This window comes from Aurantimonas sp. NFXS3, from assembly GCF_049132005.1.
Classification (GTDB): Bacteria; Pseudomonadota; Alphaproteobacteria; order Rhizobiales; family Rhizobiaceae; genus Aurantimonas; species Aurantimonas coralicida.
Genome location: NZ_JAGDDZ010000001.1, coordinates 1,092,283 through 1,105,760, shown reverse-complemented (window position 1 = coordinate 1,105,760; position 13,478 = coordinate 1,092,283). Strand labels below are relative to the sequence as shown.

Genomic DNA, 13,478 nt, shown 5'->3' with positions numbered 1-13,478 from the left:
GGTGGTCGTGCCGGCAGCATACACCCCGCCGCACCGCGGGGCCCTGTTCGACCGGGCGGGCGAAACCGCCTTGCGCGTCATCGGCGCCCTATCGCGACATCAGAACCGGCACGGTCATGTGCTGCAGGATATGCCGGGTAACGCCGCCGAAGAGCATTTCGCGCAGCCGCGAATGGCCGTAGCAGCCCATCACCAAGAGATCGTGGCCGTGATCGACGAGTTGCGCCAGTACCTCGTCGCCGACGGAAATCTCGCCACTGTGCGAACGGGCCGCCTCAGCCCTGATGTCATGCCGGGCCAGCGCCAGCGCCATGTCGTCGGCAGGAGCCAGGCCGGCCTTGGCGCCCGCCTTGTCGGGGTCGATGCAGAGCACCCGCACCAGCGATGCGTCCTTCAGAAGCGGCAGCGCGTCGAACACGGCGCCCGCCGATTCGCGGCTGCCGTTCCAGGCGACGAGCGGCTGCTTGCCCACCTGCGCATATTCGCCGGCATAGGGCACGAACAGCACCGGTCGCCCGGTCTCGATCAGGAGATCGGTCAGCGGCACGTCGGCGCCGCCGGCCGCCTGCCCGACCACGACGAGATCGGCGACCAGCGCATTCCGGGTCCAGACCGAGTCCGCATCGCCTGCCATCGGCTCCTCGCGCCGCCATTCGGTCGAGACGCTGGCACCCGCGGTCGCCGTCTTGAAGACGTCGGCAATGGCATCGGCCTCGCTCTGCGCCGCCTGCCGGGCCTGGTCGATGTATTCCAGCGAGACCTCGGTCGGGATGCTGACCACCACGTCCTGCACGACATGCAGGCCGACCAGATGGGCGCCCTGCCGCTCGGCGATCGCCAGCGCCGTCCGCAGGATCGCGCCAGCGCGCTCGCTGTTGTCGAGGCAGACCAGTATCGTCCGGTACATGGAAAACTCCCTTGGCTGGGCCGCGACGGGGCCGTCATTCGCCCGACCGTAGCCCGCCCCCGCACGAGCGCCATTGACCTCGCGCAAATCGGCAAATGCCCGGCCAGCGGATCGCGAACACGGGACGGGATTTCGCGGCGCGCCGGCGTTTTGTCGCCCCGCGGCATTGGCCGTCCCCCGTCCCCGCGGCTATAGGCAGAGGGAACGCGAATGACCGGAGTTGTCCCGTGGCCGAACACCGTTTCCAGCCGACACGCTTCCACAACACGCTGGGCCCGCACGAGCCGGCGCTGAGCATTGCGCCGGGCGACACCGTCATCACCGACACGCTCGACGCCTGGGGCGCCGACGCCACCGGCGCCTTTGTCGGCACGCGGCCGAACCCGATGACCGGTCCCTTCCTCGTCGAAGGCGCCGAGCCGGGCGATACGCTGCGCGTCACCATCGAGCGCATGACGCCGAACCGCGACCGCGGCTGGACCTTCTCCGTCCTGGCGCCGAACGTCGTCGATCCGCAGCGCGCCGCCCGGATGCCGGAGCGCGAGCGGGTCGAGTGGATCATCGACAAGGACGCCGGCACCGTGCGGCTGGAGAACCCGCCGACGCGGCTGCGCGACTGGGTGTTGCCGCTGGCCCCGATGATCGGCTGCTGCGGCGTCGCGCCGGCGCTCGGCCAGGCCATATCCACCGCCACCAGCGGTCCCCATGGCGGCAACATGGACTATCGCGGCATCACGGCCGGCGTGACCCTGTCATTCCCGGTCTTCCGGCCCGGCGCCCTGTTCTTCCTGGGCGATTGCCATGCCTGCCAGGGCGATGGCGAAATCGTCGGCACCGGCATCGAGACCTCCTTCGAGGTCGCCTTCACCGTGGAGATCGACAAGGGCCGCACCATCGGCTGGCCGCGCGGCGAGGATGCGCAGGGCATCTTCACCCTCGGCAATGCCCGCCCCCTCGACCAGGCGCTGCAGCACGCCACCACGGAGATGCTGGACTGGTTGTCCCGCCACTACGCAATGGATGCGGTGACGGCGAGCCACTTTCTCGGCCAGACGGTCCGCTACGACGTCGCCAACGTCTTCAACCCGGCCTATTCCGTCGCCTGCCGGATTGCGAGAGAGGACCTCGAACAGGCCGGCGCCGCCGCGTGACCACCGGGCCGTTTCCGGAGGTTTCGGAGGATCGGCGACAAGATCGTTGCGCGACGGGCTTTCCGTGCGCGGGTCTGCTGCTAGCTTCGTTCCCGTCAACGAAACGCCACTGGAAGACTGTATGAACGCGCATGCGCTCGACGAACAGACGGACGACTGGTTCTGGCGCCGGGAACGGGCCGACAGACTGTCGGTCATCATCGACGCCGCCGACTTCTTCAAGGCGGCCAAGGACGCCATGCTGCAGGCCCGGCATTCGATCCTCCTGATCGGCTGGGATTTCGACGCGCGGATCGACCTGGAGCCGGAAGGCAAGACACTGGACGGTCCCAACCCCGTCGGCCCCTTCCTCACATGGCTCGGCAAGCGCCGGCCCGAGCTCGATATCCGGATCCTCAAATGGGATACCGGCATGATGTACTCGATCGGCCGCGGCGAGACGCCCCTTACCCTGCTGCGCTGGAAACTATCCGGCCCGGTGCAGATGCGGCTCGACGGCGTGCATCCGCCGCTCTCGACGCATCACATGAAACTGCTGGTCATCGACGAGGCACTGGCCTTCTGCGGCGGCATCGACATGACCACCGGGCGCTGGGACACCAGGGACCACGCCGAGGCGAGCCCGGGCCGGCTGTCGCCCCGCAAGGCGCCGCTCGGCCCCTGGCACGACGCGACGACCTGCGTCACCGGTCCGGCGGCCAAGGCGCTCTCCGATCTTGCCCGCAGCCGCTGGGCCCATGCGACGGGCAAGATGCTCGGCCCCTTCGCCGGCGACTTCGATATCTGGCCCAGCGACGTGACGGTGGACTTCGAGAATATCGACGTCTCGATCTGCCGTACGGTACCCGAGCATCTCGAACGTCCGCAGGTGACCGAGATCGAACGCGCGACGCTGGCGGCCATCGCGACGGCCAGGCACCGCCTCTATATCGAAAGCCAGTATTTCGCCTCCCGCCGGATCGCCGAGGCGATCGCCGAACGGCTTGCCGAACCGGACGGGCCGGAGATCCTCGTGGTCAATCCCGACACGGCCGATGGCTGGCTGGAAGCCGAGTTCATGGATTCCTCGCGCATCCGCATGATGCAGATCGTGCGCAAGGCGGACCACAACGACCGCTTCCGCCTGGTCTATCCGGTGAACGCCGCCGGCACGCCGATCTACGTCCATGCCAAGATCATGATCGCCGACGACCGCCTGTTGAAGATCGGCTCGGCCAATCTCAACAACCGGTCCATGGGCTATGACAGCGAGTGCGACCTCGTCATCGAATCCGAGGACGATCCCGCGGTCGCGCAGCGGATCGCCCACATCCGGGACGATCTCCTCGCCGAGCATCTCGACTTGCCCGAGGATGCGGTCCGCGACGCGCTGGCCGACGGCGGATCGATGATCGCCCTCGTCGACAGGGTCAGCGCCACGAACGGCCGCCGCCTGGTGCCGCTGCCGATGCGCGAACTCACGCCGGACGAGGAAATGCTGGCCGAATCCAACCTTGCCGACCCGCTGCGTCCCGGCCGGCTCAAACGGACGTTCCGCAAGCTGCTCGGCTGATCACCGCCAGCCGCGGCGATCAGGCATGCGCGCGATCCGTGCCGCAGCCCGATCACCCTTCGGCTCAATCGACCTCGCTCATGGCCCGGCGCAGCTTCCGGATCATCACGCCGCGCGCCTTGTCGCCGGCCGCGTTCTCCAGACGCTCGTTGATGTCGAGAAGCAGGCGGGACACCTCGTTGTGCCAGTCCAGATGGCCCGGCTGGGCCGGATCGATGCGGGAGACGGGCTCCGAGGATACCGGCACGGCCGACCGCGCTGTCAGCCTGAACGCCGCGTCCAGTTGCGGGATGACGATGCGCTCCTGGGCGACCACGCCCGCGAGCCGTGCCTTCAGTGCGTCGATGGCCTCGACCTCGCCATGGACGAGAAACACGCCGGCCGCCACCGGGCACCGCTCGGAGAGCCATTCCCGCAATTCCGGCCCGTCGGCATGGCCCGAATAGAGATCGATCGCCCGGATCTTGGCCCGCACGATCACCTCGTCGCCCTGAATGCGGACCGTCGACGCCCCGTCCCGCAGGATGCGGCCGAGCGTCCCCTGGGCCTGGAAGCCGACGAACAGCACCGTCGCCTGCGGCCGCCACAGCCAGTTGCGCAGCCGATGGCGGATCCGCCCCGCCTCGCACATGCCGCTGGCGGCGATGACGATGTGAAAGCCCTTCAGCCGGTCGAGCGCCTTGCTCTCCTCGGCGGATTCGGTGAAGCGGATATTCGGCGATGTCGGCGCCCGCGACAGGATCTCGCCGTGATCCAGCTCCCTGGCGTGCCGGGCGAAGACGCCGGTGGCACGGGTGGCCAGCGGCGAGTCGATGATGATCGGCACCGCCGGCAGATCGCCGCTCTCGATCAGGATCTGGAGGTCGACGAGCAGTTCCTGGGTCCGCTCCACCGCAAAGGACGGAATCAGCAGCGCCCCGTCCGGGTCCAGCGCGGCCTCCACCGCCTCGCGCAACAGCCGGCGGCGGTCGGCCTCGCTCGCCCCCTCCCGGTCGCGATCGCCATAGGTGCTTTCGCAGATGACGTAGTCGAAGCCGGAGGGTGCCGATGGATCGGCCTGCAGCAGCTTGTGCTCCGGGCCGATGTCGCCGGAAAACAGCAGGCGCCGCGGCCGCTCCCCGGGTGCCGGACATTCGAGCTCGATGGAGGCCGAGCCGAGCAGGTGCCCGGCATTCCAGTAGCGTGCCCGGATGCCGCCAGCGACGGTGAACCAGTCGCCGAGCGCGACGGGCTCGAACTGCTTCAGACAGTTCACCACATCGGCGCCGTCATAGATCGGCACCACGGTGCGCCGGCCGCGGCGCTTGTTGCGCCGGTTCAGATGCGCGACCTCGGTGTCCTGGATGTAGGCGGAATCTGGCAGCATCACCGTGCACAGATCCTCCGTCGCGCGGCTCGCGAAGATCGGACCGGAAAAGCCCGCCTTCGTCAGCTTGGGAAGCAGTCCGGAATGGTCGATATGGGCGTGGGTCAGGAGAACCGCGTCGATGCCGTTCGGATCGAAGGGAAAGGCGCGATAGTTCAGTTCCTTCTCGGCCTTCGAGCCCTGGAACAGGCCGCAGTCGATCAGGATCCGCCGGCCGTCCGCTTCGAGCTCGTAGCAGGAGCCGGTGACGGCCCGCGCCGCGCCGTGAAAGCGCAGGACGGGCTCGGCGAGCCTGTCGCGTCCTTCGGTCTGCAGTGCCGGATGGTCGTCCACGGGCGTCTCCTCAGGCTTTCAGGGGCCGGGATGGAAGGGAACGGCGGCAAGGCGCGGGCGGAGGACGCCGAAGACGGATGCTGCCGCTCGGCCCCCCATAGTTCTCGCTCCGGGACGACGGCCCCGGGTGCGACAGGCGCGTTCCGCCGTCAGGCGCTCGCTGCCGGCAAGTGGTCCCGGACCCATTGCACGATCTGCCCCGTTCCCATGGCGCCGGAGGTCCGCGCTACCTCCCGCCCCCTGGCGAACAGGATCATCGTCGGAATGCCACGGATCGACAGGCGGGAGGCGGCCGCCTGCTCTGCGTCGGAATTGAGCTTGATCAGCCGGACATGGGGTTCGAGTTCCGCGGTCGCCGCCGCATAGGCCGGCGCCATGGACAGGCACGGTCCGCACCACGGCGCCCAGACATCCACCAGGACCGGAATCGTGCTGCGGGAAACCTGACGCTCGAAGACCGCCGCGTCGACATCTTCGGGATGACCGGCAAACAGCTTCGATTTGCATTTCCCGCATCTGGCGGCGAGCGCCGGGCGGTCCGGCGCGACACGGTTGATGCCGCCGCATCGGGCGCAGACGACGAGGTTCTCGCTCATGGCATCGGCCTTCGAAATTGTTGCCCGATCATGATAGCGCAGCCTCCGCCGGACGCGAGGCCGTCCCCTCGCCGGCCTCGGCGCGTGCGACATGCTGCTTCACGGCGACGAAGCTGTCCGGCGTGACGGAGATCGAATCGATGCCGCATTCGACGAGGAAGGCCGCGAAGGCCGGATTGTCGCTGGGCGCTTGGCCGCAGAGGCCGACCTTGGCGCCGGCCCGGTGCGCCTCGCCGATCACGTGGCGGATCATCCATTTCACCGCCGGGTTCTCCTCGTCGAAGGAGGCGGCGAGAAGGTCCGAATCCCGGTCGATGCCCAGCGTCAGCTGGGTCAGGTCGTTGGAGCCGATCGAGAAGCCGTCGAACCTTGTGGCGAACTCCCCCGCCAGGATCACGTTGGCGGGGATCTCGCACATCACATAGACCTCCAATCCGTTCTCGCCGCGCACCAGCCCGTTCTCGGCCATCACCGCGAGCACGCGATCGGCTTCCTCAAGCGTGCGGCAGAACGGGATCATGACGATGACGCCGGTAAAGCCCATCTCCTCGCGCAGCTTGCGGATCGCCCGGCATTCCAGCGCGAAGCCCTCGCGGTACTGGGGGGAATCGTAACGCGAGGCGCCGCGGAAGCCGAGCATCGGGTTCTCCTCCTCGGGCTCGAAGGCCCGGCCGCCGAGAAGATGGGCATATTCGTTGGTCTTGAAGTCGCTCATCCGCACGATGCAGGGCTTCGGATGAACGGTCGCGGCGATGCGGGCGAGCCCCTCGGCCAGCCGGTCGACGAAGAAGGCGGACTTGTCCTCGTATCCGCGGGTGATCCCGGCGATCTCCTCCCGTTCCGCGGCGTCGGCGATGCGCTCGGGATGGACCAGCGCCATCGGGTGGATCTTGATGGCGTTGTTGATGACGAATTCCATCCGCGCCAGCCCGACCCCGTCGGCCGGCAGCCGCCACCAGCGCATCGCCGCGGCGGGATTGGCGAGGTTCAGCATGATCCGGGTCCGCGTCGGCGGAACATCGGCGAGATCGAGGACGTCGGCCGTCACCTCGGCGTCCCCCTCATAGACGAAGCCGACCTCGCCCTCGGCGCAGGAGACCGTCACCTCCTGCTCGTCATGCAGGATCTGCGTGGCACTGCCCGTACCGACGATCGCCGGCAGGCCGAGCTCGCGGCTGACGATGGCGGCGTGCGAGGTGCGCCCGCCATGGTCTGTGACGATCGCTGCGGCGCGCTTCATGATCGGCACCCAGTCCGGATCGGTGATCTCCGTGACGAGCACCGATCCGTCAACGAAGCGTGCGATCTCGCTGGCATCCCGGATCACGCAGACCGGACCCGCAACGGCGGCCTCCCCGATCGACAGGCCGGCGCAGAGCTCGCGGCCATGCGCGCCGACATGGTAGCGCTTCACCGCACCGACCTCGCGCCGCGACTGCACCGTCTCGGGCCGCGCCTGGACGATGAACAGCGCGCCGTCGCGCCCGTCCTTGGCCCATTCCATGTCCATTGGGCAGCCGTAATGGGCCTCGATGATCACCGCCCAGCGGGCCAGCGCCAGGATGTCGGCGTCATCCAGCACGAACTGCCGGCGCTCGACGAGCGACGTCGCGACGTTCTTGACCGGCCGGTCTCCGCTCGTGGCGTAGACCATCTTCTTGTCCTTGGCCCCGAGCGCCCGGTGGATGATCGGGGTCAGCGCCGGGTCGTCGAGAAAGGGCTTGAAGACCTGATACTCGTCCGGATCGACGGCGCCCTGCACGACGTTCTCGCCAAGCCCCCAGGCGGCATTGATCAGCACGACGTTGTCGCAGCCGGTGTCGGTGTCGAGCGAGAACATCACCCCCGACCCGCAGAGATCGGACCGCACCATCCGCTGCACCCCGACGGACAGGGCCACCTTGAAATGGTCGAAGCCCTTGGCCTCGCGATAGGCGATCGCCCGGTCGGTGAACAGCGAGGCGTAGCAGCGACGACAGGCGTCCAGCACGGCGGAGGGACCGGACACGTTGAGGAAGGTTTCCTGCTGCCCGGCGAAGCTGGCGTCCGGCAGATCCTCCGCCGTCGCGCTGGAGCGCACGGCCACGTCGACATCCTCGATGGACGAACGGCGCGACAGCTCGCTATAGGCTTCGCCGATGGCCGCCGCGGTCTCCGGGGGCCAGTCGCCACGCACGAAGGCGGCGCGGATCGTGCTGCCGGCCTCGGCCAGGGTAATTTTGCCGGCGGCGCGTGCATCCAGCGTGTCGCGCAGGACGGCGTGGAGCCCGTTGGCCGTCACGAAGCGGCGGTAGGCGTCCGCGGTCGTGGCAAATCCCGGCGGCACCGCCACGCCGGCCGGGGCCAGCGCGCGCACCATTTCGCCGAGCGAGGCATTCTTGCCGCCGACCCGCGCCACATCACCGCGCCCGGTCGCTTCGAACCAGAGGATTTCCCTGTCGGGCATGTTCCGTCTCCTTCGATGTCCGGACGGATGGCCGCGAACCGTCGCTCAGGCTGCGTGAAAAGTGCTGCGCCAGGGGCGCGTGCGATCAGCGGTAACCGGCCTTGAACCCGGCGATCGCCTTCAAGGTCGCGGTGGCAATCGCCATGGCCGGGGTGTTGCCGCGGGCCGCCGCCACGGTCTGATCGTCGTGGTGGCCTTCGCCCTCCCGTAGCACGCAGTGCCAGTGCCCGCCAGGACCCGTGCCGCCGCGCAGGATGATGCTCCAGCCCGGAAGGGTCTTGGCGACCATCGCCAGCGCCCCGTCGGCGGACGCCAGGGCGAGGTCCGCGTCCGCGGCGCTCTCGACTGACGACGCATGCTCATGCAGCGCCGTGCGAAGCTCGGCCTCTAGCGCAGCGTCGGTCGCGGTCGCGGCCTCGCACCGGACCAGGATTGCGTTCAGATCGGTCGTGACCATGATGGGCTCCTTCCCCGCCGGCTCCCGGGTTTCGGATCGGGGAACCGGCCAAGGTCACAATGGGGGAGGATCACCCCGACGGGATTGATCTGGCGCAAGCACACGCAGCGATCGTCGCTTTACCCATGGTCCGGGATGCTGCCGTGCCTCGGCTCCTGAAAAGTGGCGGGCCGGCACTGCATCGGCGCTGCGCGCCATCGGATCCAAACGATGCATCGGAGAGACGCTGTTGCTGCTCAATCTCGCCATCGGCACCCTGGTGATCGCGCTCACGGTCCTCGTTCATACGCTCGGCCTCGTCGCGCTCACCCGCGCCATGGCATGGGTGATCCGCGGGCTGAACCTGAACCGCCACGCTCTGGGGCGGTCCCTGTCGATGCTCGGGACGGTGCTCGGCCTGTTCGCCCTGCACACGATCGAGATCTGGCTGTGGGCCTTCGCCTACATGCTGCTGGGCGCCCATCAGAGCTTCGACGAGGCGCTGTATTTCTCGACCTCGACCTTCTCCACGGTCGGCTATGGCGACGTGGTGCTGCTGCCGGAATGGCGGTTGCTGGGGGCGCTGGAAGGGGTCGGGGGCTTCATCCTGATCGGCTGGTCGACCGCCTATCTCGTCGCCGCCTCGACCCGTCACGGGCCGTTCAGGATCGGCGTGCATTTCTGATGCCGCGCCGCGCGACTGGCGGCGGAAGCGTCAGTGCGGCCCGCCGGCCGTCCCCGGATTGAAGGACGGCGCATCGCTGGCCGGAAAGGATTCCCTCCCCGCCTCGTCCAAAAGGTCACCGATCCGGCGCTTCATCTCGGCGGCCTCCTTCGCGGCGGACGTCAGATCGTGGACATGAACGTCCGTCCCGCCATTGCGCCGCATGATGTCCACGGCGCGGGCCTCGTGCTCGGGATCGCGGACATGCGCCCACAAGAGCAGCCCGCCATCGGCAAGCTGTTCTTCCAGGCGCCGCGAATACCGGCGCTCGATCGTCCGGTCGAGGACGCTGCCGAGCGAGCCAGCGATGTAGCCCGAAACCGAAGCGGCCGCGATGGCCGCGGCAAGCGTGCCGCCGGAGGCCAGCATGGCGCCGGCCGCAGCGACGGCACCGACATAGATGAGCATCCCCGCGACCATGCCTTCGGCATCGCCGAGGCTTTCTTTCGAGACATAGGCGACGACCGGAACGGCCGGATCATCCTCCAGCTCGCGCACCGATCTGTAGCGATGGCCGAGCTTCGCTTCGACGGCCGCGCGGCTGGCCAAAAGGCTGATCTCCGCCCGGTCGAAGCCGCCGAGCAGCAGATCGTCGATCGCCGCCTGGAACTGCGTCTGGTCGTGGAACACGCCCACGGCCTCGCGCACCTGTGTCACGTCGTTCATGGCCAATCTCCCTGGTAACGACAGCGCGGCCGGCGCGATGCGGAACGACGCCTAATGTCTGATGCGGCGCATATTCCGCGCGTCCGAACCTGCGGCGCGCCGGGCATCCTGCAGGATGACCCCGACCGCGACGCCCGGCCTTGATCCCGATCAACAGCAGCCTCCGGCGGATTGAGGCAGGTCAAGGTCTCCAGGCTCCGCGGATGCTCGTCTGGCGGCATGACGGACAACGCTGTCTTTGCGATGCAGGACGTCACGAAGGTCTACAGGACCGGCGGTGCGGACGTCTGGGCGTTGCGCGGCGTCAGTGCCGAGCTCGCGGCCGGCGAAGTGGTGGTCATGCTAGGCCCGTCCGGCTCCGGCAAGTCGACGCTTCTCAACATCATGGGCGGGCTCGACCGGCCGACCGACGGCCGCGTCAGCTTCCAGGGCAATGACCTCAGCGGCGCAAGCGACCGCGAACTGACGCTGTACCGGCGCAACCATGTCGGCTTCGTCTTCCAGTTCTACAATCTGGTCCCCAGCCTCACCGCCCGCGAGAATGTTGCGCTGGTCACCGAGATCGCGCGCAATCCGATGACGCCGTCGCAGGCGCTGGAACTTGTCGGGCTGACCGAGCGCCGCGACCATTTCCCGGCGCAATTGTCGGGCGGCGAGCAGCAACGCGTCGCCATCGCCCGGGCCATCGCCAAGCAGCCGGAAGTGCTGCTGTGCGACGAGCCCACCGGCGCGCTCGATTCGGCGACCGGCATCATGGTGCTGGAGGCGCTGACCACCATCAACCGGACCCTCGGCACGACCACCGCCATCATCACCCACAATGCCGGCATCCAGGCGATCGCCCACCGCGTCTTCCAGTTCGTCGACGGGCGGATCGAGAGCACGCACCGCAACGCAACGCGCCTGGCCCCGAGCCAGGTGAGCTGGTGATCCCGGTGGGCGCGCTGGACCGCAAACTCCTGCGCGATCTCATGCGCCTCTGGGCGCAGGGCCTGGCGGTGGCGCTGGTCATGGCCTGCGGGGTGATGACGATCATCATCGCGGTCGGTGCGCACCGGTCCCTGCTGCTGACCCGCGAGGCCTATTACGAGCGCTACCGCTTCGCCCATGTCGTGGCCGAGGCGAACCGGGCGCCGCTGTCGCTCGACAAGGCGATCTTGGAGATTCCCGGCGTCGCCTCCTTCGAGATGCGGATCAGCCGCCGGGTGCTGCTCGACCTGCCGCAGATGCGCGAACCCGCCTCCGGTCAGGTGATCTCGCTCCCCGCCCATGGCGAACCCCGGGTCAATCGGCTGCTGGTGCGTCGCGGCAGGCTCCCCGAAGCCGGCCGGGCCAACGAGGTCGCCGTCAACGAGGATTTCGCCAAGGCCCACGCCTTCCGCATCGGCGACAGCTTTTCGGCGATCCTCAACGGACGCAAGGAACGGCTGCAGATCACCGGAACGGTCCTGTCGCCGGAGTTCATCTACACGATCGGGCCGGGCGACATGGTCCCCGACCCGCGCCGCTATGCCATCCTCTACAGGCCCGGGGACGTGCTGGGACCGGTGTTCGACCGCAAGGAGGCGTTCAACAATCTGGTCCTGCGGCTGATGCCCGGCGCCAGCGAACCGGCGGTGCTGATGGCGGTGGACCGCCTGCTTGAGCCCTATGGCGGCATGGCAGCCTATGGGCGCAAGCATCAGATGTCGCACGCCTTTCTCGACGCCGAGCTGGACCAGCTCGCGGCCATGGCGCGGATCATCCCGCCGATCTTCCTCCTCGTCTCGGCCTTCCTCATCAACATCGTGCTGACGCGGCTGGTGGCCCTGGAGCGCGAACAGATCGGCCTCCTGAAGGCGCTCGGCTATTACGATCGCACGATCGCCTGGCACTACGCCAAGCTGGTGATCGCGATCTCGGCGGTCGGCGTCGCGATCGGCGCCGGAGCCGGAACCTGGCTCGGGCGCGGGCTCGCCCGCCTCTATGGCGAGTTCTTCTCCTTCCCCTTCCTCGTGTTCCAGTCGAGCCCCGACCTCTATGCCATCGCCGCCGGCATCTCGATCGCCGCGGCGCTGGCCGGCGCGATGAAGGCGATCCTGTCAGTCCTGGCGCTCGATCCCGCCGTGTCGATGCGCCCGCCGGCACCGGCGCGCTTCGGCCGGTCGCTGCTCGCCCGTCTGGGACTGGCGAACCTCTTCTCCAAGCTCACCGTGATGGCGTTCCGCCAGTTGCTGCATCAGCCGGTCCGTGCCGCGCTGACCAGCCTCGGCATGGCCCTCGGCGTCGCGCTTCTGGTCACGGCGCTGTTTGCGCGCGACTCGGTCGACTTCATGGTGGAGACGGTGTTCTGGCGGGCCGATCGGCAGCATGCGAGTCTCGCCTTCGGCGAGCCGGCACAGCCCGCCGTCATGGCGGCCGTGCGCCATCTGCCCGGCGTCGTCGCCGCCGAGCCCTATCTCAGCGTGCCGGTCATCCTCAGCAACGGCAACCGGTCACGCCGCCTCGCCATCACCGGAAAGCCGCCGGCGACCACCCTCTCCCGAGTCCTCGACGCGAACTTCGATCCGATGGTGCTGCCGTCCGACGGCGTCGTCATTTCCGAACGCGTCGCCCAGGTGCTCGGTCTGACCCGGGGCGGAACGGCGAATGTCGAGGTGCTCACCGGCCGCCAGATCACGACCACCGTACGGATCAGCGCCGTCGTGCAAAGTTTTCTGGGGCTGGGCGTCTTCATGGACATCGACGCCCTGTCGCGCCTCACCGGCGAGGGACCGCGCGTCGGCGGCGCGCATCTGGCGGTCGACACGGCCGCGCTCGATGCCCTCTACGCGGCGATCAAGTCGACGCCCGCGATCGCATCGCTCGGTCTGCAGACCCTGTCGCGCGACAAGTTCCGCGAGACAATCGACCGCAACATCTCGATCATGACGACCCTCTACCTCACGCTGGCGATCATCATCGTCTTCGGCGTGATCTACAATTCGGCGCGCATTCAGCTGTCGGAACGGGCGCGGGAACTTGCCAGCCTTCGGGTGCTCGGCTTCACCCGGATGGAGGTCTCGCAGGTCCTTCTGACCGAACTCCTGCTGGTCGTCATCCTTGCGCAGCCCCTCGGCTGGGCGCTGGGTGCCGGTTTCGCGATGCTGGTGACGGACGGGTTCGCCAGCGACCTCTTCCAGATCCCGCTGGTGCTGGAGCCCGCCATCTTCGCCAAGGCCAGCCTTATCGTTCTGGCGGCCGCCGCGGGCTCCGCCCTGCTGGTGCGTCGCCGGGTCGACCGCCTCGACCTGATCCGCGTCCTGAAGACGAGGGAGTAATC

At 68.3% G+C, this 13,478-nt stretch carries 11 protein-coding genes; 5 read left to right on the top strand and 6 right to left on the bottom strand.

Annotated features, from left to right (window positions below):
- Positions 1-88 precede the first annotated feature (88 nt).
- Positions 89-907, bottom strand: a complete 819-nt coding sequence (locus J3367_RS05030; protein WP_024351399.1) for a universal stress protein — start codon at positions 905-907, stop codon at positions 89-91.
- A gap of 227 nt (positions 908-1,134) precedes the next feature.
- Here J3367_RS05030 and J3367_RS05025 point away from each other — a divergent pair, with 227 nt between their 5' ends.
- Together J3367_RS05025 and J3367_RS05020 are read left to right on the top strand one after the other, a co-directional pair.
- Positions 1,135-2,058: an acetamidase/formamidase family protein gene (locus J3367_RS05025; protein WP_024351400.1), complete on the top strand. Its 924-nt coding sequence runs from the start codon at positions 1,135-1,137 to the stop codon at positions 2,056-2,058.
- A gap of 121 nt (positions 2,059-2,179) precedes the next feature.
- Complete coding sequence (locus J3367_RS05020; RefSeq protein WP_024351401.1) at positions 2,180-3,610, top strand: phospholipase D-like domain-containing protein; 1,431 nt, start codon at positions 2,180-2,182, stop codon at positions 3,608-3,610.
- Positions 3,611-3,674: 64 nt separating this feature from the next.
- Here the strand turns inward: J3367_RS05020 and J3367_RS05015 are convergent, their stop codons facing one another.
- The 4 genes from J3367_RS05015 to J3367_RS05000 form a co-directional block, all read right to left on the bottom strand.
- A complete protein-coding gene (locus J3367_RS05015; protein WP_024351402.1) occupies positions 3,675-5,309 on the bottom strand; it encodes an MBL fold metallo-hydrolase in 1,635 nt (544 codons plus the stop codon).
- 149 nt (positions 5,310-5,458) lie between these two features.
- Positions 5,459-5,905 (bottom strand): thioredoxin TrxC, encoded by a 447-nt coding sequence (trxC, locus tag J3367_RS05010; RefSeq protein ID WP_024351403.1) that lies wholly within the window; start codon positions 5,903-5,905, stop codon positions 5,459-5,461.
- 28 nt (positions 5,906-5,933) lie between these two features.
- Positions 5,934-8,351 (bottom strand): phosphoenolpyruvate synthase, encoded by a 2,418-nt coding sequence (gene ppsA / locus J3367_RS05005; RefSeq protein WP_421460299.1) that lies wholly within the window; start codon positions 8,349-8,351, stop codon positions 5,934-5,936.
- Between the two features lie 85 nt (positions 8,352-8,436).
- Entirely contained in the window at positions 8,437-8,808 is a 372-nt protein-coding gene (locus tag J3367_RS05000; RefSeq protein ID WP_024351405.1) for a hypothetical protein, read from the bottom strand.
- 229 nt (positions 8,809-9,037) lie between these two features.
- Here J3367_RS05000 and J3367_RS04995 point away from each other — a divergent pair, with 229 nt between their 5' ends.
- Complete coding sequence (locus tag J3367_RS04995; protein ID WP_244495432.1) at positions 9,038-9,472, top strand: potassium channel family protein; 435 nt, start codon at positions 9,038-9,040, stop codon at positions 9,470-9,472.
- 30 nt (positions 9,473-9,502) lie between these two features.
- On the opposite strand, the gene J3367_RS04990 is transcribed toward J3367_RS04995, so the two are convergent.
- On the bottom strand, positions 9,503-10,177 hold the full coding sequence (locus J3367_RS04990; protein WP_202814812.1) for a hypothetical protein: 675 nt from the start codon (positions 10,175-10,177) through the stop codon (positions 9,503-9,505).
- Between the two features lie 219 nt (positions 10,178-10,396).
- On the opposite strand from J3367_RS04990, the gene J3367_RS04985 reads away from it, so the two are divergent.
- On the top strand, positions 10,397-11,107 hold the full coding sequence (locus J3367_RS04985; RefSeq protein ID WP_024351408.1) for an ABC transporter ATP-binding protein: 711 nt from the start codon (positions 10,397-10,399) through the stop codon (positions 11,105-11,107).
- Positions 11,104-13,476, top strand: a complete 2,373-nt coding sequence (locus tag J3367_RS04980; RefSeq protein WP_035695113.1) for an FtsX-like permease family protein — start codon at positions 11,104-11,106, stop codon at positions 13,474-13,476. Before J3367_RS04985 ends, J3367_RS04980 begins: the two co-directional genes overlap by 4 nt.
- The last annotated feature ends 2 nt before the right edge of the window (positions 13,477-13,478 follow it).

Bases quoted from the DNA above. Each gene is read 5' to 3' on its own strand.
- J3367_RS05030 (WP_024351399.1), bottom strand. From the start codon at position 907: ATGTACCGGACGATACTGGTCTGCCTCGACAACAGCGAGCGCGCTGGC.
- J3367_RS05020 (WP_024351401.1), top strand. From the start codon at position 2,180: ATGAACGCGCATGCGCTCGACGAACAGACGGACGACTGGTTCTGGCGC.
- trxC (WP_024351403.1), bottom strand. From the start codon at position 5,905: ATGAGCGAGAACCTCGTCGTCTGCGCCCGATGCGGCGGCATCAACCGT.
- ppsA (WP_421460299.1), bottom strand. From the start codon at position 8,351: ATGCCCGACAGGGAAATCCTCTGGTTCGAAGCGACCGGGCGCGGTGAT.
- J3367_RS05000 (WP_024351405.1), bottom strand. From the start codon at position 8,808: ATGGTCACGACCGATCTGAACGCAATCCTGGTCCGGTGCGAGGCCGCG.
- J3367_RS04990 (WP_202814812.1), bottom strand. From the start codon at position 10,177: ATGAACGACGTGACACAGGTGCGCGAGGCCGTGGGCGTGTTCCACGAC.
- J3367_RS04985 (WP_024351408.1), top strand. From the start codon at position 10,397: ATGACGGACAACGCTGTCTTTGCGATGCAGGACGTCACGAAGGTCTAC.